The organism is Falsiroseomonas oleicola, from assembly GCF_019029495.1.
GTDB classification, from domain to species: domain Bacteria; phylum Pseudomonadota; class Alphaproteobacteria; order Acetobacterales; family Acetobacteraceae; genus Falsiroseomonas; species Falsiroseomonas oleicola.
The window spans coordinates 84,700-107,763 of sequence record NZ_JAERQM010000002.1 but is presented as its reverse complement, the minus strand read 5'-3'; the positions used below and the strand labels follow the sequence as shown (position 1 = coordinate 107,763).

General features: G+C 70.7%; 22 protein-coding genes. 7 read left to right on the top strand and 15 right to left on the bottom strand.

From position 1 onward, the window contains the following. Positions 1 to 2: 2 nt before the first annotated feature. The 6 genes from JJQ90_RS07500 (at position 3) to JJQ90_RS07475 (ending at position 4,857) form a co-directional block, all read left to right on the top strand. A complete protein-coding gene (locus tag JJQ90_RS07500) occupies positions 3 to 905 on the top strand; it encodes a lipid A biosynthesis lauroyl acyltransferase (protein WP_216874023.1) in 903 nt (300 codons plus the stop codon). Positions 906 to 991: 86 nt separating this feature from the next. Beyond that, on the top strand, positions 992 to 1,597 hold the full coding sequence (locus tag JJQ90_RS07495) for a 2-hydroxychromene-2-carboxylate isomerase (protein WP_216874021.1): 606 nt from the start codon (positions 992 to 994) through the stop codon (positions 1,595 to 1,597). Further along, a complete protein-coding gene (locus tag JJQ90_RS07490; protein WP_216874019.1) occupies positions 1,594 to 2,607 on the top strand; it encodes an ABC transporter substrate-binding protein in 1,014 nt (337 codons plus the stop codon). Before JJQ90_RS07495 ends, JJQ90_RS07490 begins: the two co-directional genes overlap by 4 nt. A gap of 3 nt (positions 2,608 to 2,610) precedes the next feature. Continuing rightward, complete coding sequence (locus tag JJQ90_RS07485) at positions 2,611 to 3,402, top strand: ABC transporter ATP-binding protein (RefSeq protein WP_230410475.1); 792 nt, start codon at positions 2,611 to 2,613, stop codon at positions 3,400 to 3,402. Next, positions 3,399 to 4,292 carry an ABC transporter permease gene (locus JJQ90_RS07480; protein ID WP_216874018.1) on the top strand — a complete coding sequence of 298 codons (894 nt, stop codon included), beginning with the start codon at positions 3,399 to 3,401 and terminating at the stop codon, positions 4,290 to 4,292. Before JJQ90_RS07485 ends, JJQ90_RS07480 begins: the two co-directional genes overlap by 4 nt. Positions 4,293 to 4,338: 46 nt before the next feature. Further along, positions 4,339 to 4,857: an ArsR/SmtB family transcription factor gene (locus JJQ90_RS07475; RefSeq protein ID WP_329959400.1), complete on the top strand. Its 519-nt coding sequence runs from the start codon at positions 4,339 to 4,341 to the stop codon at positions 4,855 to 4,857. Here JJQ90_RS07475 and JJQ90_RS07470 read toward each other — a convergent pair whose 3' ends face one another. From JJQ90_RS07470 to JJQ90_RS07435, 8 genes are all read right to left on the bottom strand, one after another. Next, positions 4,858 to 5,964 (bottom strand): THUMP domain-containing class I SAM-dependent RNA methyltransferase, encoded by a 1,107-nt coding sequence (locus JJQ90_RS07470; protein WP_216874017.1) that lies wholly within the window; start codon positions 5,962 to 5,964, stop codon positions 4,858 to 4,860. Between the two features lie 153 nt (positions 5,965 to 6,117). Further along, positions 6,118 to 7,212, bottom strand: coding sequence for a redox-regulated ATPase YchF (ychF, locus tag JJQ90_RS07465; RefSeq protein WP_216874016.1), 1,095 nt, complete (start codon positions 7,210 to 7,212; stop codon positions 6,118 to 6,120). A gap of 14 nt (positions 7,213 to 7,226) precedes the next feature. After that, the gene (locus JJQ90_RS07460; protein ID WP_216874015.1) at positions 7,227 to 7,706 is read right to left on the bottom strand and encodes a hypothetical protein; all 480 of its coding nucleotides are present in this window, start codon (positions 7,704 to 7,706) and stop codon (positions 7,227 to 7,229) included. Positions 7,707 to 7,711: 5 nt separating this feature from the next. Beyond that, entirely contained in the window at positions 7,712 to 8,281 is a 570-nt protein-coding gene (pth, locus tag JJQ90_RS07455; protein WP_216875166.1) for an aminoacyl-tRNA hydrolase, read from the bottom strand. 74 nt (positions 8,282 to 8,355) lie between these two features. Continuing rightward, positions 8,356 to 9,051 (bottom strand): 50S ribosomal protein L25/general stress protein Ctc, encoded by a 696-nt coding sequence (locus JJQ90_RS07450; protein WP_216874014.1) that lies wholly within the window; start codon positions 9,049 to 9,051, stop codon positions 8,356 to 8,358. 164 nt (positions 9,052 to 9,215) lie between these two features. After that, the gene (locus JJQ90_RS07445) at positions 9,216 to 10,196 is read right to left on the bottom strand and encodes a Tim44 domain-containing protein (protein WP_216874013.1); all 981 of its coding nucleotides are present in this window, start codon (positions 10,194 to 10,196) and stop codon (positions 9,216 to 9,218) included. A 100-nt stretch (positions 10,197 to 10,296) separates the two neighbouring features. Continuing rightward, on the bottom strand, positions 10,297 to 11,451 hold the full coding sequence (locus JJQ90_RS07440; protein ID WP_230410536.1) for a sensor histidine kinase: 1,155 nt from the start codon (positions 11,449 to 11,451) through the stop codon (positions 10,297 to 10,299). Positions 11,452 to 11,453: 2 nt separating this feature from the next. Continuing rightward, the gene (locus JJQ90_RS07435) at positions 11,454 to 12,275 is read right to left on the bottom strand and encodes an alpha/beta fold hydrolase (protein ID WP_216874009.1); all 822 of its coding nucleotides are present in this window, start codon (positions 12,273 to 12,275) and stop codon (positions 11,454 to 11,456) included. 152 nt (positions 12,276 to 12,427) lie between these two features. Here JJQ90_RS07435 and JJQ90_RS07430 point away from each other — a divergent pair, with 152 nt between their 5' ends. After that, the gene (locus tag JJQ90_RS07430; RefSeq protein ID WP_216874007.1) at positions 12,428 to 14,047 is read left to right on the top strand and encodes an ABC transporter substrate-binding protein; all 1,620 of its coding nucleotides are present in this window, start codon (positions 12,428 to 12,430) and stop codon (positions 14,045 to 14,047) included. Here JJQ90_RS07430 and JJQ90_RS07425 read toward each other — a convergent pair. The 7 genes from JJQ90_RS07425 to thrC all read right to left on the bottom strand — a co-directional run bounded on the left by JJQ90_RS07425 (position 14,044) and on the right by thrC (position 23,012). After that, entirely contained in the window at positions 14,044 to 14,460 is a 417-nt protein-coding gene (locus tag JJQ90_RS07425) for a type II toxin-antitoxin system VapC family toxin (protein ID WP_216874005.1), read from the bottom strand. The genes JJQ90_RS07430 and JJQ90_RS07425 overlap by 4 nt on opposite strands. Then, positions 14,457 to 14,702: a type II toxin-antitoxin system Phd/YefM family antitoxin gene (locus JJQ90_RS07420; protein WP_216874003.1), complete on the bottom strand. Its 246-nt coding sequence runs from the start codon at positions 14,700 to 14,702 to the stop codon at positions 14,457 to 14,459. Before JJQ90_RS07420 ends, JJQ90_RS07425 begins: the two co-directional genes overlap by 4 nt. A 32-nt stretch (positions 14,703 to 14,734) precedes the next feature. Further along, positions 14,735 to 16,066, bottom strand: a complete 1,332-nt coding sequence (locus JJQ90_RS07415) for a TldD/PmbA family protein (RefSeq protein ID WP_216874001.1) — start codon at positions 16,064 to 16,066, stop codon at positions 14,735 to 14,737. A gap of 125 nt (positions 16,067 to 16,191) precedes the next feature. Then, complete coding sequence (locus JJQ90_RS07410; protein ID WP_216873999.1) at positions 16,192 to 19,191, bottom strand: non-ribosomal peptide synthetase; 3,000 nt, start codon at positions 19,189 to 19,191, stop codon at positions 16,192 to 16,194. Continuing rightward, positions 19,188 to 20,267 (bottom strand): hypothetical protein, encoded by a 1,080-nt coding sequence (locus JJQ90_RS07405; protein ID WP_216873997.1) that lies wholly within the window; start codon positions 20,265 to 20,267, stop codon positions 19,188 to 19,190. The genes JJQ90_RS07410 and JJQ90_RS07405 overlap by 4 nt, the downstream gene beginning before the upstream one ends. Positions 20,268 to 20,324: 57 nt before the next feature. Beyond that, a complete protein-coding gene (locus JJQ90_RS07400; protein ID WP_216873995.1) occupies positions 20,325 to 21,590 on the bottom strand; it encodes a M16 family metallopeptidase in 1,266 nt (421 codons plus the stop codon). An 18-nt stretch (positions 21,591 to 21,608) separates the two neighbouring features. Further along, positions 21,609 to 23,012, bottom strand: a complete 1,404-nt coding sequence (thrC, locus tag JJQ90_RS07395) for a threonine synthase (protein WP_216873993.1) — start codon at positions 23,010 to 23,012, stop codon at positions 21,609 to 21,611. Positions 23,013 to 23,064 lie beyond the last annotated feature (52 nt).

Here is a 23,064-nt window from a genome sequence, read left to right as displayed (position 1 = left end):
CCATGAAGGCCGCGCTGAAACGCGCCGCGGACGAAACGCTGGCCGCCCTGGTCCGGGGCGGCTTCGCGTTGATTCGCGCGCTGGGGCCGGACCGCGCGGGGCGCATCGGCGCCGCGGTGGCGCGAACCCTCGGCCCGCTGACCTCCGCCAACCGGATCGCGCGCGAGAATATCGACGCGGCCTTTCCCGAGAAGACCGCCGCCGAACGCGCCGCGATCCTGCGCGAGAGCTGGGCGAATCTCGGCCGCACCGCCAGCGAATATGTGCATCTCGGCGATCTCTGGGATTTCGATCCGGAGAATCCGAATACCGGCCGCATCGAGCTGGACGCCGACAGCATGGCGCGCTTCGAGCGCCTGCGCGATGACGGCAAGCCCGCCATCATCTTCGCCGCCCACCTGGCGAATTGGGAACTGCCCGCCGTTGCCGCGCTGCGTCACGGCCTGCCGGCGGCGGCGCTCTACCGCACCCCCAACAACGCCGCCATCGCCCGCGACATCCTGGCGCTGCGCCGCGGCGTGATGGGCGCGCTGATCCCCGCCGGCCCCGCCGCGCCGATCCGCATGATGGAGGCGCTGGATGAGGGGATGCATCTCGGCATGCTGGTGGACCAGCGCTTCGGCCGCGGCCCGCGCATCCGCTTCCTGGGGCGCGAGGCCAGCGCCATCCCGATCCTGGCCCGCCTCGCCCGGCGCTTCGATTGCCCGATCCACGGCGCGCGGGCCATCCGCCTGCCCGGCGGCCGCTTCCGGCTGGAACTGACGGAGGCCGTGGACCTCGTGCGGGACGCGAAGGGCCAGATCGACATCCAGGCAGCGACCCAGCAGGTGAACGACATCGTCGAGGGCTGGGTGCGCGAATATCCGGGCCAGTGGCTGTGGCAGCACCGGCGCTGGCGGCTGTAGGGCAGCCACATCCGCAAACATTATGGATTTACTAATTCTCTAATTCATTCCAGGCTGCCCGCCGAGCCCAATGGCAGGCAGGCGGCATGCGCATCGACTATTTCTATTCCCTGGGTTCCCCCTTCTCCTTCCTCGGCCATGCCGCCTTCCAGGCGCTCGCCGCGCGCCACGACGCGGAGGTCCGGCACCTCCCGGTCAATCTGGAGCCGATCTTCGCCGCCACCGGCGGGCTGAAGCTGCCGGACCGCGCCCCGGCCCGGCAGGTCTATCGCCTGGTGGAGCTGGCGCGCTGGGGTCGCCGCCGCGGCATTCCCATCCTGCTGGACCCGCATTGCCATGGCGTCTCCCGCGAATTGGGCGCGGGCCTCGTCATCGCGGCGCAGCGGGCCGGGCGGGACCCCTTCCCGATCGCCGAGTGGGTGATGTCCGCCTGCTGGCTGCGCGACCGCGACATCGCCGCGCCCGACATGCTGGCCGAATTCACCGACCGCTTCGATGGCGCGGCGCTGGTCGCCGCCGCCACCAGCCCCGCGATCCTGGAGGAATGGCACGCCAATACGCGCCAGGCGCTGGCCGCCGGCGTCTTCGGCGCGCCGACCTACGCCCTCGCGGGGGAAATATTCTGGGGCCAGGACCAACTGGCCCAGCTCGAGGAAGCGCTGCAGCACCCTTCCAGCGGGAGAGACACATGATGACGACGACCCGACGCGCGCTGACCGCCGCCGGCCTGCTCAGCCTCGCTGCCCCGCGCCTGGCGCGCGCCGAAGTCGGCGAGGTGCGCTTCGCCGAGGGCTTCGGCCTCAGCTACCTGCCGATCACCGTCATGGTGAAGGAAGGCCTGGTGGACCGCAGAGCCCGCCAGCTCGGCGTCGGGCCGGTCGCGGCGCGACTGCTGAAGATCACCGGCGGCCCGGCCATGATCGACGCGATGCTGGCGGGGCAGGTGGATTTCATCTCCGGCGGCGTGCCGCCGATGATCAACCTCTGGGACAAGACGCGCAGCTCGCTGCAGGTGCGGGCCATCGCCTCCATGGGCAATTCGCCGCTGCATCTCAACACAGTGGTGCCGGATGTGCGCGATCTGGCGGGCCTCATCGGCAAGGGCCGCATCGCGCTGCCGGCGGTGCGCATCTCGGTCCAGGCGCTGACGCTTCAGATGGCCTGCGAAAAGGCCTTCGGCGAAAGCGGCTTCGACCGGCTGGACCGCCAGACCGTCTCCATGCCGCATCCGGAGGCGATGCAGGCGCTGCTCTCCGGCCAGACCGAGATCACCTCCCACTTCGCCAATATGCCCTTCGCCTGGTACGAGGCGAAGGACTCCCGCATCACCCGCGTGATCTCGTCGGAGGATGTGCTGGGCGGGCCGCATGCGGGCGCCGTGCTCTACAACACCGGCCGCTGGCGCAACGCCAATCCGAAGGTCTTCGATGCCGTCGCCCTGGCGATCGAGGATGCGATGCAGCTGATCAACGAGGAGCCGCGCCGGGCCGCCGAGATCTACGCCAGCAGCAATCCCGGGCGGATCGACCTGGCGGAGACGGAGGCGATGATCCGCGACAAGTCGGTGCTGGAATTCACCTCCACGCCGATGGGCGTGATGCCCTATGTCAGCTTCATGCATCGCCGCGGCCAGATCCGCACCCTGCCGCCCAGCTTCAAGGATCTGTTCTGGGACAATATGCACGACCGGGCGGGCGGCTGATCGATGGCTGAGGCAAGCGCCGCGCCGCTGCTCGACGTGCAGGGCGTCACCCTGCGCTTCACCACGCCGGAACGGCAGGTGACCGCCACCTCCCGCGTCAGCTTCCAGGTGCAGGATGGCGACCGTTTCGTGCTGCTGGGCCCCTCCGGCTGCGGCAAGTCCAGCCTGCTGAAGGCGGTGGGCGGCTTCCTGAAGCCGGAGGAGGGCCGCATCCTGCTGCATGGCCGGCCGGTGGAACGGCCCGGCCCCGACCGCATGATGGTCTTCCAGGAATTCGACCAGCTGCTGCCCTGGAAGACCGTGCTCGGCAATGTCGCCTTCCCGATGAAGGTCGGCGGCGGGCTCAGCGGGCGGGAGGTGGAGGAGCGCGCGCGGCACTATATCGCCAAGGTCGGCCTGGCCGCCTTCGCCGATGCCTATCCGCATACCCTCTCGGGCGGCATGAAGCAGCGCGTCGCCATCGCCCGCGCCATGGCGATGAAGCCCGACATCCTGCTGATGGACGAGCCCTATGCGGCGCTGGATGCGCTGACGCGGCGGCGGATGCAGGAGGAGTTCCTGGCGCTGTGGCACGACATCGGCTTCACCGCGCTGTTCGTGACGCATTCGATCGAGGAGGCGATCATCGTCGGCTCCCGCATCCTGGTGCTGTCGCCGCATCCGGGCCGGGTGCGGGCGGAGCTGGATGCGGCGGGGCTCGACCAGCAGCAGCAGGGCAGCCCTGAATTCCAGCGCCTGCACCAGCGCATCCACAGCATGCTCTTCGCCGAGCCGGTCGAGGAAGTTCCCGCATGAGCCTGTCCGCCACCGCGCCGCGCCGCGCCACCGCCGCGCGTCCCGAACGTGAGGAAGCGCCCATCGCCGCCAGCGCCATCACCGAGCCGGTGGTGCGCCCCCTGCCCTTCGCGCAGCGGCTGGCCGCGCAGGGCTGGTTCCGGCGCGCCATCGTGCTGGTCTGCATCGCGGCGCTGTGGGAGCTGAATGCGCGGCTCTACGACAACCCGCTGCTGTTCCCGAGCTTCGGCGAGACGGCGGCGGCATTGTTGCGGCTGATGCTGGATGGCACGCTGCCGGACCGCATCGGCACCTCGCTGGAGATCCTGCTGATGGGCTATGCCGTCGGCATCCTGCTCGCGGCGGTGCTGACCTCGCTGGCCATCGGCAGCCGCTGGGGCGCGGATCTGCTCTCCACCCTGACCGCCATGTTCAACCCGCTGCCGGCCATCGCGCTGCTGCCGCTGGCGCTGATGTGGTTCGGCCTGGGCTCCGGCAGCATCATCTTCGTCATCGTCCATTCCGTGCTCTGGGCGGTGGCGCTGAACACGCTGGCCGGCTTCCGCGCCGTGCCGGATGCGCAGCGCATGGCCGGGCAGAATTACGGGCTGCGTGGCATCCGCTACGTCCTGCTGATCCTGGTGCCGGCGGCGCTGCCATCCATCGTCTCGGGCCTGAAGATCGGCTGGGCCTTCGCCTGGCGCACGCTGATCGCGGCGGAGCTGGTCTTCGGCGTCTCCGCCGGCTCCGGCGGCCTCGGCTGGTTCATCTTCGAGCGCCGCAATTCGCTGGAGACGGCGGAGGTCTTCGCCGGGCTGATGGCGGTGATCGTCATCGGATTGCTGATGGAAGGCGTGGTGTTCCGTACGCTGGAGGCGCGGACGGTGGTAAGATGGGGCATGCAACGCTGAACCGCCGCGCCATGGGGCAGCGTCGGTCGTAAGGGGCAAGGAAATCGTGGACGAGACCCAGCGCTCCCTGGATCTGGCCGAACTGGCGCAGCGCGCCGATGCCGCGGCGGCGCTGCTGCGGACATTGGCGAACCGCACGCGCATCATGATCATGTGCGAGCTCGCGCTCGGCGAGCGCTCTGTCTCCGACCTCGCCGCGATGCTGGAACTGAGCCAGTCCGCCCTGTCGCAGCACCTAGCGCGGCTGCGGCAGGAGAAGCTGGTGGAGACGCGGCGCGCGGCGCATCACATCTTCTACCGCATCGGCGACCAATCCGTGCGGGACATCATGACCGTGCTCTACCATGTCTATTGCCGGAAGGTGGAAGCCATGGCGGCGGAGCACGGCATGCAGATGCGCGCCGCGCCAATGCCGGGCGCAGCGATGCCGTCTGCGCCAATGGGCGGGATGCCCCCAGCCATGGGGATGCCCATGCAGCCCATGCGGATGCCGATGTCCGCGCCCATGCCCGACGCCGCACCGCCCCCCCCTGCCAGGAAGCGGGCGCCGCGCCGCGGCGGCTGATCACGCCAGCGGCAGCGTCCGGTACAGCGCGACCCGCAGCCCGCCATGCGGCACCGGCGCGGTGTTCGGCAGGAAGGGCAGCCGCGTCGCATGGGCCAGCTTCGGCTCGCTGGTCACCATGCCGACGCGCCAGCCGGCGAAGCGCCGCAGCATCACCTGGCCGAAGGCGGCGTAGAGGGGCGCGAGGTCCGTGCCCTCCCCCATCCGGCTGCCATAGGGCGGGTTGACCATGACGAGGCCCGGCGGGCCTTCCGGCGGGGTCAGCTCGCTGATCGGCGCCTGGGCGAAATCGGTGTTCTCGGCGACGCCGGCACGTTCCGCATTGGCCCGGCTCATCGCGATGGCGCCCGCATCGCGGTCCCGGCCATGGCAGCGCGCGGCCGAGGCCGGGGCGCGGCGCACCGCGCGCATCGCCTGCCAGGCCGCGTCGTCGAAACTCGCGAGGCGCTCAAAGGCGAAGGCGCGGGACCGGCCGGGATTCAGCCGCGCGGTGATCTCCGCCGCCTCGATGACGAAGGTGCCGGCGCCGCACATCGGGTCCACCACCGGCTCCGTGCCGTCATGGCCGCAGGCCTGCAGGAACAGCGAGGCCATGGTCTCGCGCAGCGGCGCCGGGTTGATCGCTTCCTTGTAGCCACGCTTGTGCAGCGGCTCCCCCGATGTATCGACGCTGATGGTGCACTGGTCGTTCTCCAGCCGGACCATCACCAGCACGCCGTCCTCCGACGGCTTCGCGCCCAGCGTCTCCCGAATCGCCGTCTCGATCCGCTGCGCCGCGGCGCCGGAATGGTAGATGCGGGATGCGGCGCAGCTCGCCTCCACCCGGAAGGGCACATCGGCGCGCAGCACGCTGGCCCAGTCCACCCGCCGCGCCTTGGCGTCGAGCTGCGCCAGATGCACCGCCCGGAAACTGTCGATCCGCGCCAGCACGCGCCCAGCGCCGCGCAGCCAGAGATTGGCGCGCCAGACTTCCGGCCAGCCACCCGCGATGGTCACGCCGCCCGGCACCGCCTTGGGGCGCTTGAAACCCTTGGTGCGGACTTCCTCGAACAGCAGGGGTTCCAGGCCGGGGGCGGTGGCCAGGAAGATCTCGAAGGACTGGATCATGCCGCATCTCCTGAAGCACGACCTGCGCCCGCCGCAGGCGGGCGAGCGCCCGAATGGGCGCCGCCGCTCATGCGTCGTGCCAAAGGCACGCCTTCGGCGTGACGAAGCCAAGCGCGCGGATGCGCGCGCCGGCGTCTGAGGACAAGAAAATCTTCAAACGTTGAAGCGGAACAGCAGGACGTCGCCGTCCTTCACCACGTATTCCTTGCCCTCGACGCGCATCCTGCCGGCTTCCTTGGCGCCCTGCTCGCCGCCGAGGCTGGTATAGTCGTCATAGGCGGTGGTCTCGCAGGCGATGAAGCCGCGCTCGAAATCGCCATGGATGACGCCGGCCGCGCCCGGGGCCTTGGTGCCGCGGGTGATGGTCCAGGCCCGCGTCTCCTTCGGCCCCACGGTGAAGTAGGTGATCAGGCCGAGTAGCTCGTAGCCCGCGCGGATGATGCGATCGAGCCCGCTATCGCCGAGACCGAGGCTTTCCAGGAACTCGGCCCGGTCGGCCTCGGCCATCATGCTGATCTCGGCCTCGATGGCGGCGGAGACGATCACCGCCTTGGCACCCTGCGCCTTCGCCATCGCGAAGACCTTTTCCGAATGCGCATTGCCGGTGGCGGCGGAGGATTCCTCCACATTGCAGACGTAGAGCACGGGCTTGCTGGTCATGAGCTGAAGCCGGCGCACCGCCTCCTCCTCGCCCTTCGGGATCGCCGTGCGGGCGGCGCGGCCCTCGGTCAGGGCGGCCAGGATCGGCTCGATCAGCGCAAGCTGCGCGCTGGCCTCCTTGTCGCCGCCGCGGGCGCGCTTGTTCAGGCCGTAGGCGCGCTTCTCCAGGCTGTCCAGGTCGGCGAGCATCAGCTCCGTCTCGACCGTCTCGGCATCCCGCACCGGATCGACATTGCCCTCCACATGGGTGACGTCGTCATCCTCGAAGCAGCGCAGCACATGGACGATGGCGTCCACCTCCCGGATGTTCGCCAGGAACTGGTTGCCCAGCCCCTCGCCCTTGGAGGCGCCGCGCACCAGGCCGGCGATGTCGACGAATTCCAGGCTGGTCGGCACGATCTTCTGCGACTTGCCCACCTTGGACAGCACCGCCAGGCGCGGGTCCGGGACCGCCACGCGGCCGACATTCGGCTCGATGGTGCAGAAGGGATAATTCGCCGCCTGGGCGCTGGCGGTGGCCGTCAGCGCGTTGAAAAGCGTGGACTTGCCGACATTGGGCAGGCCGACGATGCCGCAGTTGAAACCCATGGGAAGTTATCCGTTCAGCTGGAAGCGGCGTCGAGCAGCGCGCAGAGGTCGTTGGCGAGGGTGGAGGCGGCGATGCGGGCCGCCGCGTCATCCGTCCGAAAATCCAGCGCCGCGCTGCGCAGGAAGGGGGCGAGGGTGGCGGGCGGCAGCCCGACCTTCTTGGCTGCCTCCGCGATGCGGGCGGCCTGTTCGGCCGGCGCGCGGGATTCAGCCAGCAGGGCCGCGGCATCCAGCGCCAGGGCGGCGCGCATCGCGGCCTCTCCGGCGGTGTGCAGCACCATGCGCTGGCGGCGGATGTCGGACACCGGCTCGCCACCCGGAACGCCGGGCGCGTTCGGCGCGGCGACGCTGCGCAGCGCGGCGGCGGCCTGGGCAAGGCCCTGGGCTTCGCGGATCAGCCCGGCGGCCAGGGCGGCGGCGCCATTGGCAAAATCCTCGGGGCCGGGGCCGCCGAAATCGCCGTCGAACACGCTGTCTTCGTCCAGGCCGCTCATCGGAGTCATCCTTCCTGCGTCAACAGCGCCACGCGCGTCATGAAGGCCTCGTGCTGGCCCTCCGCGAGCAGCGGCGCGGCATCGGCCACCGCATCCAGCAGCGGTTCCACCCAGGTTTCCACCTTGGCGAAATTGCCGAGCACATGGCCGGTGACGCGGTCCTTGTGGCCGGGATGGCCGATGCCGAGGCGGACGCGCCAGAAATCCGCATTGCCGAAGGCGCGCTGCATGTCGCGCAGCCCGTTATGGCCGGCGGTGCCGCCGCCCTTCTTCACCTTGAGCTTGCCGGGCGCCAGGTCCAGCTCGTCGTGGAAGGCCCAGATATCGGGCGTGCCCAGCTTCAGGAAGGCCGCGGCCTGCTGCACGGCGTCGCCACTCGCATTCATATAGGTCTCGGGCTTCAGGGCCAGGATCTTCTGGCCGCCGAGCATGCCCTCCGCCACCTGCCCCTTGAAGCGCTTGCGCCAGGCCGAAAAACCGTGGCGCCGGGCGATGGCGTCCATCGCCATGAAGCCGATGTTGTGGCGCTGCCGCGCATGTTCCTGCCCCGGATTGCCGAGGCCGACCCAAAGCAGCGCCACAGCGACGGACCCCTTTTGCTGTCAGTGGAGCGCGATCCGCCCTTCCGGGCAGGTCGCGCTCCGGCTGATCACTTCTTCTTGGCGGGCGCGGCGGGGGCCGCGGCGGCCGGCTTGGCGGCGGCCTTGGCCGGGGCCTTGCCCTTGCCCTTCACCGGCTCCGGCGCGGCGACCACAACGGGGGCCAGGCTCTCGTCGATGGTCGGCGCGGCGATCGAGGCGATCATGAAGTCGCGGCCGGCGATGCCGGGGCGCGCACCCTGATGGTCCTTGATGGCGGACCAGCGCAGGCCGTCGCCGATCTTGGCCTCGGCCAGGTCGATCTCGAACTGGTCCGGCACCTTGTCGGTCTCGGCCAGAACCTCAACCTCGCGGCGGACCACGTTCAGCACGCCACCGGCCTTGATGCCGACCGAGGTTTCCTCGTTCAGGAACACCACCGGCACGCGGACGCGGATACGCGCACCGGGGGCCACGCGCTGGAAGTCGATGTGGATGGGGCGATCCGTCACCGGGTGGAACTGCACCTCGCGCATGATGGTGCGCTCGGTCGGGCCGTCCTTCACGACGACCTCATAGAGGTGCGACTGCCAGCCACCCTTGGTGAGTTCCTTCATGATGTCGCGCGGGTCGAAGGCCACCAGCGTCGCCGCCTGCTTCGCACCATACACAACACCGGGGACCAGCCCCTCCCGCCGGGTCGCGCGCGCTGCCCCCTTACCTGCATCTGCGCGCGCCACGGCTTCGATCCGCACTGTCTGGACCATTGCCAGGCTCCTTCAAGAATGAATGCGCCCCTCGCCGTTGCCGGCGGGATGGGCGCAAAGAAAATGCGCCGGCCTCCAGGGGTGCCGACGCAGCGGGGACGCCTAGCCGATGCAGGGTGCGGAGTCCAGGGCGAAGGGGGTTTTCGCCCCTTCGCCCCGGGGATTCAGGCGGTCTGCTGGATCGCCGACAGGCGCCAGGCCTCGCCCGGGAAGCGGGTATAGGTCAGCAGTTCCGTCACCGTCTGCGGCGCCGTGGCATCACCCTCGACCACCTTGCCGGCGGCGTCCGTGGTCACGTCGACGATGGAATAGCGCATCGCCACCGTGGCGAAATGCTGGCCATTCTCCTGCCAGGCCTCGGAGAGGTCGCCGGCAAGAAGCTGCGTGCCGCTGGTCGCATTGGTCCAGCCGCGGGCGCGCAGGTCCTTCAGGTCATTGGCGAAGTAGTTGGTCATCTCCGGCGTCGACAGACGGCGCAGCGCCTCCAGGTCCTGGCGGGTCCAGGCGTCGTTCACCGCGTGCAGGTTCTGCTCGAATTCCTGGTAGTCGGATTCGACGATCTGCAACGGCTGGGTGGCCACCTCGGGCTCGGCCGCGGCCGGCATCGCGCCGCGCGGCGCGCCCATGGTACCACCGGTCATCGGCCGTGGGCCGACGCCCTGCTGCATGTCGCGCGCATAGGCATTGGGCGGGCCGCCCGCAGTCGCCTCGCGGCGGCCGCGGATCATGCGCATCACCAGCCAGATCACGCCACCGATCAGCGCCACCTGAAGCAGCAGGCCGAGGATGGAGGCGAAGCCGCCCAGGCCGCCGAACAGGCCGGCACCCAGGAACATGCCGAACAAACCAGCGCCGAGCAGGCCACCCATCAGCCCACCCCGCATGCCGGTGCGCGCGGCGGCGGCACCGGCCGCGGCCGTGCCAGCCGTGGCGGCGCCGGCCGTCGCGGCGGTCGGCGCGGCCTGGGTGCGCTGCATCTGCGTCGCACCGCCGGGGGCGGTGGAGGTCGGAGGCGGCGCCTGATAGGTGCGCGCGCCGCGGCTGCCGGAGGAGAAACCACCACCACGGCGCGCTTCCGCGAAGGCCGGGGCGAGCGCCAGCGCCACGACGGCGACGGCGGCGAGAATGGATGCTTTGCGGCGCATGTTGGGGTTCCGTGGCTCCGGTTGGGTTTCCTGGCTGTAATATAGGCATGGCTGGTGGGAATTGCGATGCCTTGTCGGAGGGCGGTTCAGCGCCCGCGGTTCAGCTTTCCTGCGGCAGGTCCAGCGCCAGCATCAGCCCGCCCAGCGGCGGCGCCTCGATCCGCAGGCTGCCCTGGTGCAGTTCCGCGATGCGCTGGGCCACCGCGATGGCAAGGCCGGAGCCTTGCAGCCCACGCGACAGCAGGGCGGAAGGGGCCAGCGGTGCGCGCAGATCGGCCAGGGCGGCCTCGCCCATCTCCAGCTTCGGGCAGGTCAGTCGGATGCTGGCCAGCCCGCCTTCGAACGCATTCTCGATCAGGATATGCGCGCCCTGCGGTGCCATCCGCGCCATCTCGCGCAGCCCGCAGGCCAGCGCCTCCGCCGCCAGGGCCGGATCGGCGCGGAGGCTGGGCGCGCCCTCCACATCCGGTGCGCTGGCATGAATGCCCAGCCGCTGAAGCACCGGCGCGGCCAGCACCATGGCCGAATCGACCAGGCGGCGCAGCGCCACCGGCCGCACCACCATGCGGCGCGCCATGTCATCCAGCCGGGCGAAGAGCGTCGCATCCTCCAGCAGCACCAGCAGGTGCTCGGAGGCTGCCTCCACATCGCGCAGCCAGTCGAGTCGCGCGGCACCCGGCCCGCCGGCCTCCGCCTCCGCCCGCAGCAGTCCGGTGAAGCCGGAGACGATGCCGATCGGCGTGCGGAATTCATGGTTCATCGCCGCCAGGAAGCCGGTCTTGGCCCGCGCCGCCGCCTCGGCCGCCACCAGCGCCCGGCGGGCCTCGGCCTCCGCCTGCTCCGCCCGTCGCCGCGCCGCGACCAGCCCTTCCTCGTAACGGCGATACACGGTGGCGTCGAACAGGGAGGTGCGCACCACGGACCCGCCATCGGGGCCATCTGCCAGAAGCTGGGAATGCGCCAGAACCGGCAGGCGCTGGCCATCGGCACAGGCCAGTTCCAGCGCCACCGCCTCCACCGCCCCGCCTGCCCGCAGCCGGGGCGTGTGGCGGGTTTCGTGCATGATCCGGCCGGGCGGGGTCAGCAGGTCGCGGAAGCGCCCGGCGCCCTTGATGGCCTCCCACGGCCCGATCCAGCGCAGCAAGGTCCGGTTGGCCCGGAGCAAGGCACCATCCTCGATCCGCCAGGACAGGTAGCCACAGGGTGCATCCTCATAGAAATCCTGGAGATTCTCCACCAGCACGCCCTGCGGCATGGTCACCTCCGATCCGATTGGACATGGTCGGCCAGGAAGGCGCGGATCGCGGCCGCGGTTTCGACCGGGGCCGAGAGATGCGGGCAATGGCCGGCAACGGCCAGAGTCTGCAGCGACCCGTTGGGCAGCCGGTCGCGCACGAAGCTGCCGACGCCGGCGGGCGCAAGGGAATCATCCTCGCATTGCAGGACCAGCGTCCGGGTCCGGACCCGTGCCAGGTCGGCGCGGTTGTCGGCGGTGAAGGTGACGCGGGCGAAGCTGAGCGCCACGGCGGGGTCCAGCCTGCAGAAGCGCGCCTCCAGCTCCTCCGCCAGTGCAGGGCGGTCGGGGTTGCCCATGACGGTGGGCGCCATGGCGGCGGCCCAACCCTCCTGGTCCGCCTCCAGCAGCGCCAGCAGCGATTCGATATCCTCCGCCGTGAAGCCGCCGATATAGTCGCCGTCATTGATGTAGCGTGGCGAGGGCGTCAGCAGAACCAGCCGGGCGAAGCATTCCGGCGCCATCGCCGCGGCCAGCACGCCGATGCTGGCGCTGACGGAATGACCGACGAAGACCAGCGGCTCCGGCCCCAGCGCCCGGCAGATCGCCAGCACATCCTCGGCATAGCCCTGGAGCCCGGCATGGCGATGCGGATCGTAAAGGGCGGTGGCGCTGCCGGCGCCGACATGGTCGAACAGCACCACCTCGAAATCCCGCGCCAGCAGCGGGGCCACAAGGCGCCAGATGGACTGGTCGCACCCATAGCCATGGGCCAGGAGGATGCGCAGGGGTCCTTGGCCGAGGCGCCGGACATTGTGGAGGGCCAGGGCTGGGTCAGGCTGCAACCGGGGGATTCCTACCGCGCGGGGCGCACCCCTCCCCTAACGCAGAAGTTCTTAAAATAGGACGGACGGACGGACAGACCCATCACGACGGCGCGCTTGCCCTTGCGCCGGCCATTGCGCAGTCTGTTCGCCTTCGAGACATGGGGTTTGCGATGCAGCGGGCGGGACGGATCTGGACAATCGCGGCAGGCCTGGCGCTGGCCGCGCAGGTGGCGGGCGCACAAAGCGCGGCGGCGCAGGGCAACACGCCGGCCCGGGTCTTCCGCATGGCCACCAGCGTCGATGCCGCGACGCTGGACCCGCATGCGACCAATGCGCTGTTCACCTACCTCGTGGTCAGCCAGGTCTATGAGACCCTGACGCATCGCGCCGACGACCTGAAGGTGCAGCCCGGCCTGGCGCTGCGCTGGGAACAGGTGGAAGCCACGCGCTGGCGCTTCCACCTGCGCCCGGATGTGCGCTTCGCCGGCGGCGAGACCTTCGATTCCGACGACGTGGTGTTCAGCATCACCCGGGCGCTGACCCCCACCTCCAACTACGGCATCTATGTCGACACCGTGGCCTCCGTCGTCGCGGTGGACGCGCTGACGGTCGATATCGTGACCCGCGTGCCCGACCCGGTGGTGCCGGACAAGCTGACCCGCGTGCTGATGATGGATCGCGGCTGGTCGGAGGCGAACCGCGCCACCGCGCCGCAGAACTTCGCGCAGCGGGAGGAGACCTTCACCGTCCGCAACGCCAATGGCACCGGCCCCTTCGTGATCCGGAGCCGGGAGGCCGAGCAGCGCACCGTCATGGTCCGCAACCCGAACTGGTGGGGCAATGGCCAGGGAAGCAACGGCCAGGCGGGCGGCAACGTCACCGAATACCACCACATCACCCTGAATTCGGATGCGACGCGCGTCGCCGCCCTGCTGTCCGGTGAGGTGGACATGGTGCATGTCGTGCCGGTGCAGGATGTCGCCCGCATCCGGCGCGACCCGCGCCTGCGCATCCTGGAGGGGCAGGAGAACCGCACCGTCTGGCTCGGCCTGCGCCAGGATGTGGAGGAGCTGGCCGGGTCCGATGTGCGCGGCCGCAATCCCTTCAAGGACCTGCGGGTGCGCCAGGCCATCGCCCATGCGCTGGATGTGGAGGCGATGCGCCGCACCACGCTTCGTGGCCAGGGCGTGCCCACGGCCAGCATGTGGACGCAATTCGTCAATGGCTGGTCGGCCGAGGCGGATCGGCGCCTGCCCCACGACCCGGCGCGGTCGCGCGCGCTGCTGGCCGAGGCGGGCTATCCGAACGGCTTCTCGGTGCCCTTCGAATGCCCGACCGGCACCTATGACGAGGCCTGCCAGGCGGTGGCCGGCATGCTGGCCCGCGTCGGCATCCGGGCGCAGCTCAACATCCTGCCCAATGCCCAGTTCTCCCAGCGCATCCGGCGGCAGGAGCCGATGATGTATGCGCTGTCCTGGGGCGTGCCGACCTTCGATGCCAGCTACACGATCCGCGCCGTCATGGCCTCCCGCGCCGTGGGCAGGGCGGCGACCTGGAATGCCGGCGGCTGGTCCAACCCCGCCTTCGACGCGCTGATCCCGCGCATCGACGCGGAACAGGACCCGGAGGCGCGGCGCGGCCTGATCCGCCAGGCGCATGCGCTGCACAATGCCGATCTCGGCCACATCCCGATGTATCACATGATGATCCCCTGGGCGCACCGGGCCGGGGTGACGGTGACGCACCGGGCGGACAACCAGGTGCAGGTGCGGGAAATCCGGGTGGATTAGGCTGGCAGCAGCGCCACGCCCTCCGCCGTCGCGGCGCGGATCAGTGCCGCGTCGCGGGTCGCCAGCGGCAGGGCGCGGCGCTGGGCGAGTTCGAGATAGGCGGCGTCATAAGGGGTGAGCCCATGCTGCCGCGCCAACCGGTGCAGACGGCCGGCAAGCGTACCGAGCGCCGGCGCATCTGTGGCAATGGGCATGCGGGCCAGCTTGAGATAGACGGCATCGGCAAAGTCGGGGGTGAGACGCGAGCGTCGTTCAGCGCTTCGCAGGATGCTGGCCACCTCGAAATGCCAGATTGCCGGCACAACGGCACCCTGCTGCGCGACCTGGATCAGAAGGGCCGCAGAGGCTGCATCAGCTTCGTCAATCAGGAACCAGGGCGCCGTCGCCGATGCGTCGAGCACCAGCGCCGTCACGGGTATCGCTTCCCCTCATCCTTGATGTCAGACCACCGCAGGCCTCGGAGGTCCATACGATCGCGGAGGGCTGTCAACTCCGCGGCCGCCTGAAGCGCCGCGCCGACGTCATGTCCAGCCACCTCCGCCGGCCCCAGCCGCGCCACCGGCCTGCCGCCTTCCGTGATGGTCAGCGTCTCCCCCCGCCGGACGCGGTCCAGCAGGTCAGACAGTTCGGGCCGCGCTTCGATGGTGCCGTCCATGGGGCCAGACTAGGCCCCGCCCCGCCCCCGCTTCAAGCACCGGCGAGGGTCAGCCCCTCCACGCGAACCGTCGGCGCATCCGTGCCGCGCCGGAACACCAGGTCGTCCGCCGCCGTCATGTTGAGGAAAATGTCCTTCAGGTTGCCGGCGATGGTGATCTCGCTCACCGCCTCGGCCAGGACGCCGTCGCGGATCATGAATCCGGCGGCGCCGCGGCTGTAGTCGCCGGTGATGCCGTTCACCCCCATGCCGATCAGGTCGGTGACGTAGAGACCTTCCTTGATATCGGCCATCAGCGCCGCCGGGCTCAGCACGCCCGGCGCCAGCCACAGGTTGCTCGCCGCCGGGCCGGGCGGGCCGCCGGTGCCGCGGCTGGCATGGCCGGTGCTGGCCAGGCCGAGCTGCCGGGCGCTGCGCCAGTCCATGATCCAGGTGGTCAGCACCCCGTCCTCGACGATGGCGCGCGGCGCGCCGGCCATGCCCTCCCCGTCGAAGGGGCGGGAGCGCAACCCGCGCGGGCGCCAGGGGTCGTCGCGCACCGTCAGGCCCTTGGCCAACACCTGGCTGCCCACCCGATCGGCGAGGAAGGAGGTGCCGCGCGCCACGGAGGCGCCGTTGATCGCCCCCAGCAGATGCCCAAGCAGGGAAGACGCCACGCGCGGCCCATAGACCACCGGGATGCGCGCCGTCTTCGCCCGCACCGGGTTCAGCCGCGCCACCGCCTGCTGTCCGGCGCGCCGGCCCATGGCCTCGGCATCCTCCAGATCGGCCAGGTGCACGACGGAGGAATAGTCGTAATCCCGCTCCATCGCCGTCCCCTGCCCCGCCAGCGCGGTGCAGGACAGGCTGTGGGAGGTGCGGACATAGTGGCCGGCGAAGCCCGCGCTGGTGGCGAGCGCGATGCGCACCCGGCCCCAGCCGGCATCGGCGCCCTCGCTGTTTGTCACGCCGCGCACCGCCAGCGCCGCCTCCTCCGCCGCCGCGGCGCGGGCGATCAGCTCCTCCGCATCCGGCTCGGTGGGGTCGTGCAGGTCCAGCTCGGCGGCGTCGCGCGGCGGGTCGAACTGGTCGGCGAGGCCGCCGAAGGGATCCTCCGGCACCACCTTCGCCATCGCCACGGCGCGTTCGGCCAGCGCCGCGAAGCCGGCAGGGTCCGCCACCGTGGTCGAGACAATGGCCTGGCGTTTGCCGAGGAAGACGCGCAGCCCGATGTCGAAGCCTTCCGACCGCTCCAACTGTTCGATCCGCCCAAGGCGGCGGGAGACGGAGAGGGATTCATTGCGGACCAGCAGCGCATCCGCCGAATCCGCGCCGGCCTTCCGGGCGGCGGCGACGAGGTCGGAAAGATGGTTCAGGTCGCTCATGCTCGCTCCGCATCATGGCCCTTCGGGGCCGTCCGGCCGGCCGGCTTGCCGTGGTTGCCTTGCCGCGCAGCCCCAACAACCACGATCCGCGCGGCCAGGCCAGCCCGGTCCTGCGGGGCAGGTGCTCAGGCCGGCCCCACGCCCTCACGCGCCGCCATCCAATCCAGCGCCAGGTCGACCATCGCGACACTGGCCATCGGGTGCCGGGCCAGCGCGGCCCAGGGCTGCGGTGGGCGGAAAACCGGCAGGACACGCTGTCGCATCTCCGCATTCTCGCCGCAGGCCCGGCACCAGGATTCGGCGATAGCCGTGGCCTGCGCCACCTCGCCCTTCATGCTGAGCAGCCCGACGAGGGCATGGGTGTGGGTCCGGCGATGGCCAACCGGCCTGGCACAGTGCCGCGCCAGTTCCAGCGCCATGGCATGCTCCCCCCCCACGATCACGAGGAACAGCAGCGCCACCATGGAACGCAGGTTGTCGGCCAGTGGCACATCCGCCAGCAGGTCGCGCAACTGGTCTGGCCGGGGCGGCGCGCCCTCGGTGAGCATCCGGTGAAGCCGGCAGCCGCAGGTGGTGGAGGAGAAGTCCTCGGGCAGCGTCAACGCCGGAGCCTGGCCGGTTTCCACGAAGGCCGCGATCGAAGGGGCCAGGACGCGGACGACCTCCGCGCGGTTGAAGTCGCCATGGTCGATCGTCGGCAGGTTCAGGGGCTGGAAGGGAACACCGAGCGCCCGCCAGCGCGCCGGAATCTCGTCCAATGGCATGAAAGGATCGGGCGGGCGTCGGCAGACCAGCAGCATCTCAGCGGGGCGGTCCTCGCTGCCCGGGAGCAGCGCCTTCGCTTCGGTCTCCACCGCGCCCTGTCCGGCATGCAGAGGCGCCGCATCCAGGGCGACGATCCGGCCTGGCCGCCAAGGCCCGCCGGCCAGAAGTCCGTGGACCAGCCAGGCGAGGTAGCCGGCGACGGAGAAGCCGACCATGGCGCAGGGCCGCAGCCAGGGCGTCGCGGCCAGTTGCCCGGCGATCTCCTGCGCGCAGGCCAGCCACGCCCCGTCCTGCAGGATGTTGCGATCGCCGATATCGGCATCGAAACCCCAGATCTCATGATCGGGTAGGACATGCTGGGCGAACATGGCGAGCGGCGCGAGATGGCCCTTGTAGCTTGGCATTCCCAGGATGATGCCCTTCGAAATGCCCCGCGCATGGCGCAGCCGCTTCAGCGTCACACGCCCGCGCGCATCGAAGCGCCCGGCTGCGGGCGCAGCCCCGGTCCAGGCAGACTTTTGCTGCATTCGCATCAAGGCCAGCAGGCCCCGGATCGTCGGCTGTTCGAGGAAGGCGGCCGGGCTGAGCGGCCGCGCCGTCCGCCGCTCCATCGCCAGGGTCAGCTCGAGCAGTTTCACGGAGTCGCCGCCCAGGGCGAAGAAATCCGCATCCGGATCGGGCGCCTCGACGCCGAGGATCCGCACCCAGTCGGCGCGAAGCTGGGCCTCCAGCCCTTCCCCCTCGGCCGCATCCGGTTCGGACAGCTCCGGGGCCGCCGCCGCCGGCAGAAGTGCCAGCAGCGCCCGGCCATCCACCTTGCCGCCGGGCAACAGCGGCAGCGCCGGCACGGGCCAGAAGCGGGCCGGCACCATGTAGCGTGGCAGCCGGGCCGCCAGCCAGGCGCCGGGGTCGGCCGGCGCGCCCTGCTCCGTCACCAGGAAGGCCACGAGCTGCGTCGCGCCATCCTGTTCCCGCGGCTGCACCGAGACCTGGGCGCAGCCGGGCATGCCGCGCAACGTCGCCTCGATCTCCAGCAGGGAGACACGCTGGCCGTTCACCTTCAGCAGCCGGTCGCGCCGCCCCTGGACCACCATGCAGCCATCCGGCAGCAGCCGCACCACGTCGCCGGTGTGGTACAGCCGGCGCCCGCCGCCGCGCGGGTCGGGCGGGAATCGTTCCGGGTCCACCCGCCCCTCCACCCAGTCGCCCAGCGCATGCAGGCGGGAGCTGATGACCAGCTCCCCCGCCGCGCCTTCCGCCGCCGGGCGGCCGGCCTCGTCCAGCAGCAGGAATTCCGCCACCGGGTAGATGCGGCCGTTCGGCACCAGGGCGCCGGGGGGCAGCGCCTCGGTCCGGTCGGACCAGAAGAAGATCATGCTCTCCGTGCTGCCATACAGGTTCTGCACCTCGCAGCCCGGCGGCAGGTGGGTGCGGGCCAGCGCGATATCATCGCGCAGCAGCGGCTCCCCGGCGAAGCGGATGCAGGCCGCCTGGCGCAGCGCCGGCGCCGCCTCCGGCATCGCCGCCACGCTGCGAAACAGCGAAGGGGTGAAGCGCAGGTGATTCACCCCGAAGCGCGCGATGGCGCCGAACATGCCCGAGAGCCCGCCTTCCCGCATGTCGTGCAGGCACAGCGTGCCACCCCGGAACAGGAAGACCAGCGCGTGGTGCAGCACGCCGAAATTGGCGTGGGAGCCGGCGATCATCACCGTGTCGCCCGGCCCCACCCCCATGACCAAAGCGGAGCACTGCACCTTCGCCTGCACCGTTGCCTGGGCATAGACCACCAGCTTCGGCTGGCCGGAGGAGCCGGAGGTGGCGAAGAGGAAGGCCGGCGCCGCCGATTCCAGCCCGCCCGGCGGGAACGGGTCAGACGGCAGCGGGCCGGGCACCAGCGGGAACGACAGGCAGAGGCCCGGCAGGTCGCCCATCGCCTCCACAGCCGCCGCGTCGCCATCATGCAGGACCAGTGCCGCGCCCGCCGCCGCCAGCAGCGCGGCGTTGCGGGCGGGTGGGTTGGCCAGTTCCACCATCAGCATCGGCCGCCCCGCCGCCGCGCAGGCGAACCAGGCGGCAATGTAGCCCATGCCGGCCGGCAGCAGCAGCGCCACCGGCCCAGGCGGCGCGGCGGCCGCGCGGATCGCCGCCGCCAGCGCGCCGACCTGGCCGAGCAGTTCAGCGAAACTTACCCGCTCAGTCGCGGAGAGGATGGCCGGCCGGTCCGGATGGCGCGCGGCGATCCAGGCCAGGCTTTCGCACAGGGTCATCGCCAGCACTTCGGCCGGCGGCGCCGGCAGGGTGGAGCGGCGCCAATGCGTGTCCTCCGCCAGCGGATCGGCCGCCAGGACCGCCGCCGTCATGCCGCGGCGGAATCCGGCCAGGCGAGGCTCAGGGGCCAGCGCACCGGCACCGGCACGACACCCGCGCCGGCGAAGGTGGCGGTGGTGATGAGCATCGGCACCGGCTTGCCGCCCTGCAGGCGGAAACCCACCTGCCCGGTCTGCGCCCGGGTCGCGGCGCCGGGAAAGGGACGGAAGGACAGGAAATCCGCGCTCGCCACCTGCAGCAGGCGAATGCCCCCCGCCGCATCGACGATGCCGCGCAGCTCCTGCCACCAGGCGGACTCGGCCGGGGCGTAGCGGGCCAGGCGCAGCCGGGCCTCCGCCGCCGTGCAGGGACGGCCGAGGAAGCGTTCGATGTTGTGATGCGTGGCGGGGTCGATCTCCGCCGCCGGGGCGATCGGCACCTGGCGCATGCGGGCCGCGAAATCGCCGAGATGCGATTGCACCAGCAGGCGCACCTGCCCTGCCGCGCCCAGCGCCGCCGCCATGCCCTCCAGCGCCCGCGCATAGGCTTCCGTGCGGGCGGTCGGAATGTCGTTCACCCAGTCGGCGACACCGTTGTTCAGGACGATGTGGTAGACCATGCCCGGCGGGTAGACGGCGGCGAGCCGGCGCTTGAGCCGCGCGATCATGTGCAGGAACAGCAGTTCCGCGATCCCGGCCTCGAAGCCGAGGGGGCGGGAAAAATCGGGCCGCGTGGTGGCGTGGTAGCCGCCATTGTAGCTCATGAAGAAGGGGATGGGCGCGGCGCGCTGGACCTGTGCCTGCAGCCGCTGACGCAGGCCGGGCAGCAGATGCGCGACGCGGCCCCGGGATTGGTGGTTGAATTCGTGGCGCAGCAGGACGCCGAGGATCGCCTCGACCGGGTCCAGAGGTGGCGCCGGGTCCACCGGCGCCTCGGCGAATGCCGCGCGGGCCAGACCGGCGCAATCCGCCAGGTAGTCCGATATCCGGGCGCCCGCCTCGGCCGCTTCGCCGCCCGGAACCGTCCCGGCCTCCCCGTACAGCACCGGCTCGTGGACCGTGTCGGGGGCACCGGTGGCCAGGCCGGGTTCGGAGAACGTCCGGTCAGCAGTGGATAACGTAGCAGTCATGTCGTGAAAGTAACTGTCCCACGACGCCGACGTCAAATGCGGGCCGGCCAGCCCGTTTCAGGCCGCCAGCTTCTCGATGATCGCCGGCAGCCCCGGCACCTTGCCAGCAGGTCCCAGCGCCGCCAGCGTCGGCGCGCCCCGGAAGGCCAGCGCCGCGGCTTCCTGGATCTGCTCCACCGTCACGGCGGCGATGCGGGCCTTGGTTTCCTCGGTGGGGATGATGCGGCCATGCACCTGGAGCTGGCGGGCGAGCTGTTCGCAGCGGCTGCCGGTGGATTCCAGGCTCATCAGCAGGCTGGCGCGAAGCTGCGCCTTGGCGCGGTTCAGCTCGTCCTCCGTCACGTCCCGCTGCACGCGGCGCAGTTCCTCCAGCGTCACCGGCACCAGCTCTTCCGCCTGGTCCTCGCCGGTGCCGGCATAGATGCCGAACAGCCCGCCATCCTGGAATGGCGAGGCAAAGGAATAGATGGAATAGACCAGCCCGCGCTTCTCCCGGATTTCCTGGAAGAGGCGGGAGGACATGCCACCGCCGAGCAGGGTCGACAGAAGCTGCGTCGCCATGTGCAGCCGGTGGGTGGAGGCGACGGAGGGGAAGCCGAAGCAGAGATGCACCTGGTCCAGGTCCCGCTCCTCCCGGAACTCCCCGCCGGTGTAGCGGGCGGGTTCCGGCACGGCCGCGACGGCGTCGGGAAGCTCCGAAAAATGCCGCTGGGCGAGGTCCAGCAGGTCCTCATGCTCCAGCGCCCCGGCGGCGGCGACCACCATGCGGCTGGGGCCGTAGTGACGGCGCATATAGCCGGTCAGCGCCTCCCGGCTCATCGCCGCGACGGTTTCCTCGGTGCCGAGCACCGGGCGGCCCATCGCCTGGGACCCGTAGGCGGTGGCCTGGAAATGGTCGAAGACGATGTCGTCCGGCGTGTCGTTGGCCTGGCCGATCTCCTGCAGGATCACGCCGCGCTCACGCTCCAGCTCCTCCGGCACGAAGGTGCTGTGGGACAGGATGTCGCCCAGGATGTCGGCGGCGAGGCCGACATCCTCCTTCAGGATCTTGGCGTAGAAGGCGGTGTTCTCGCGGGAGGTATAGGCGTTCAGGTGGCCGCCGACATTCTCGATCTCCCGCGCGATGGCGGCGGCGTCGCGGCGTTCGGTGCCCTTGAAGGCCATGTGTTCCAGGAAGTGGGAGACGCCGTTCTCCGGCGCCGCCTCATGCCGCGTGCCGGCATCGACATAGGCGCCGATGGAGACGGTCTCGACCCGGGGCATCTTCTCGGACACCACGGTCAGGCCGCTCGGCAGCCGGGTCAGGCGAATGGCGTCGTTCATGGGCTTCCTTCGCCGCAGTCAGGCGACGTTGCGCAGGGTGTGGCGTCGCACGAAGGCCTCGATCTGGCCGAGATCGGCCGGCAGGCGGGTGAAACGCTCGGGACGGTCATATAGGTCGGCGAGGCGCGAAGGCAGAGGGGCCTCGATGCCGGTCGCCTGGCGCACCGCATCGGGGAATTTCGCGGGATGCGCGGTGGCCGCCACCACGATGGGGATGGCGGGGTCGGAAGGCGGGCTGGCCATGGCGGCGGCGGTGCCGATGGCGGTGTGCGGGTCGGCCAGGTAGCCCTGCCCGTGCAGCCGCCGGATTTCCGCCAGCGTGCCGGCATCGTCCAGGGCAAAGCCGCGAAACACCTGGGTGGCGCTGCGCCAGGCGGCATCGGGCACCGGCATGCGGCCCTCCGCCCGGAAACGCCGCATGGTGTCGGCCGTCGCCGCCGGGTCGCGCCCCAGCAGTTCGAACAGCAGGCGCTCGAAATTGGAGGACACCTGGATGTCCATGGAGGGGGAGAAGGAGGGTTCGACGCTCCGCATGGTCATGTCGTTGGAGGACAGAAAGCGGGTCAGGATGTCGTTGCGGTTGGAGGCGATCAGCAGTTGCGCGATCGGCAGCCCCATCCGCCGCGCGGCCCAGGCCGCCAGCACATTGCCGAAATTGCCGGTGGGCACTGCGAAGGCCACTTCCCGGTCCGGCGCACCGAGCGCCAGAGCGGAGGCGACGTAGTATGGGATCTGCAGCGCGATCCGCGCCCAGTTGATCGAATTCACCGCCGACAGGTGCATCTCCGCCCGGAAGGGCGCATCGGAAAACATCTCCTTCACCAGGTCCTGGCAATCGTCGAAGGAGCCCTGGATGGCGAGGTTGGCGATATTGGGCGACAGCACCGTGGTCATCTGCCGGCGCTGCACCACGCTGGTGCGGCCTTCCGGATGCAGGATCACCACATCCACGGCCGCACGGTCGCGCAGCGCCTCGATGGCGGCGGAGCCGGTATCGCCGGAGGTGGCGCCGACCACCGTCACCCTCTCCCCACGCCGGGTCAGCACATGGTCGAAGAGCGGGCCCAGGGCCTGCATCGCCATGTCCTTGAAGGCCAGCGTCGGGCCATGGAACAGCTCCAGCGCATGGACCCGCGTGTCGAGCTGCACCAGCGGCGCGATGGCGGGATGGCCGAAGCTGGCATAGGCCTGGCGCAGCATCGGCCGCAGCACCGCCTCATCCGGCTGGCCGCCGGTGAACAGCGACAGGATGCGGGCGGCGAGGTCCGGATAGGGCAGGCCGCGCAGCGCGCGCCATTCGGCGCTGGTCAGCACCGGCCAGCTTTCCGGCACGAACAGCCCGCCATCCTCGGCCAGGCCGGCCAGCAGGACGCCTTCGAAATCGCGCGACGGGGCATCGCCGCGGGTTGAGATATAGCGCATGCGCTCAGACTAGCCCGGCGGAACGCCGTCCGCGAGGGGGCGCCATGCGCCA

Bases quoted from the DNA above. Each gene is read 5' to 3' on its own strand.
- thrC (WP_216873993.1), bottom strand. From the start codon at position 23,012: ATGCGCTATATCTCAACCCGCGGCGATGCCCCGTCGCGCGATTTCGAA.
- JJQ90_RS07405 (WP_216873997.1), bottom strand. From the start codon at position 20,267: ATGACTGCTACGTTATCCACTGCTGACCGGACGTTCTCCGAACCCGGC.
- JJQ90_RS07450 (WP_216874014.1), bottom strand. From the start codon at position 9,051: ATGGTCCAGACAGTGCGGATCGAAGCCGTGGCGCGCGCAGATGCAGGT.
- JJQ90_RS07415 (WP_216874001.1), bottom strand. From the start codon at position 16,066: ATGAGCGACCTGAACCATCTTTCCGACCTCGTCGCCGCCGCCCGGAAG.
- JJQ90_RS07460 (WP_216874015.1), bottom strand. From the start codon at position 7,706: ATGAGCGGCCTGGACGAAGACAGCGTGTTCGACGGCGATTTCGGCGGC.
- JJQ90_RS07490 (WP_216874019.1), top strand. From the start codon at position 1,594: ATGATGACGACGACCCGACGCGCGCTGACCGCCGCCGGCCTGCTCAGC.
- JJQ90_RS07400 (WP_216873995.1), bottom strand. From the start codon at position 21,590: ATGAACGACGCCATTCGCCTGACCCGGCTGCCGAGCGGCCTGACCGTG.
- JJQ90_RS07445 (WP_216874013.1), bottom strand. From the start codon at position 10,196: ATGCGCCGCAAAGCATCCATTCTCGCCGCCGTCGCCGTCGTGGCGCTG.
- JJQ90_RS07440 (WP_230410536.1), bottom strand. From the start codon at position 11,451: ATGCCGCAGGGCGTGCTGGTGGAGAATCTCCAGGATTTCTATGAGGAT.
- JJQ90_RS07420 (WP_216874003.1), bottom strand. From the start codon at position 14,702: ATGGACGGCACCATCGAAGCGCGGCCCGAACTGTCTGACCTGCTGGAC.
- JJQ90_RS07500 (WP_216874023.1), top strand. From the start codon at position 3: ATGAAGGCCGCGCTGAAACGCGCCGCGGACGAAACGCTGGCCGCCCTG.
- JJQ90_RS07410 (WP_216873999.1), bottom strand. From the start codon at position 19,191: ATGACGGCGGCGGTCCTGGCGGCCGATCCGCTGGCGGAGGACACGCAT.
- JJQ90_RS07430 (WP_216874007.1), top strand. From the start codon at position 12,428: ATGCAGCGGGCGGGACGGATCTGGACAATCGCGGCAGGCCTGGCGCTG.
- JJQ90_RS07480 (WP_216874018.1), top strand. From the start codon at position 3,399: ATGAGCCTGTCCGCCACCGCGCCGCGCCGCGCCACCGCCGCGCGTCCC.
- JJQ90_RS07470 (WP_216874017.1), bottom strand. From the start codon at position 5,964: ATGATCCAGTCCTTCGAGATCTTCCTGGCCACCGCCCCCGGCCTGGAA.
- ychF (WP_216874016.1), bottom strand. From the start codon at position 7,212: ATGGGTTTCAACTGCGGCATCGTCGGCCTGCCCAATGTCGGCAAGTCC.
- JJQ90_RS07495 (WP_216874021.1), top strand. From the start codon at position 992: ATGCGCATCGACTATTTCTATTCCCTGGGTTCCCCCTTCTCCTTCCTC.
- JJQ90_RS07485 (WP_230410475.1), top strand. From the start codon at position 2,611: ATGGCTGAGGCAAGCGCCGCGCCGCTGCTCGACGTGCAGGGCGTCACC.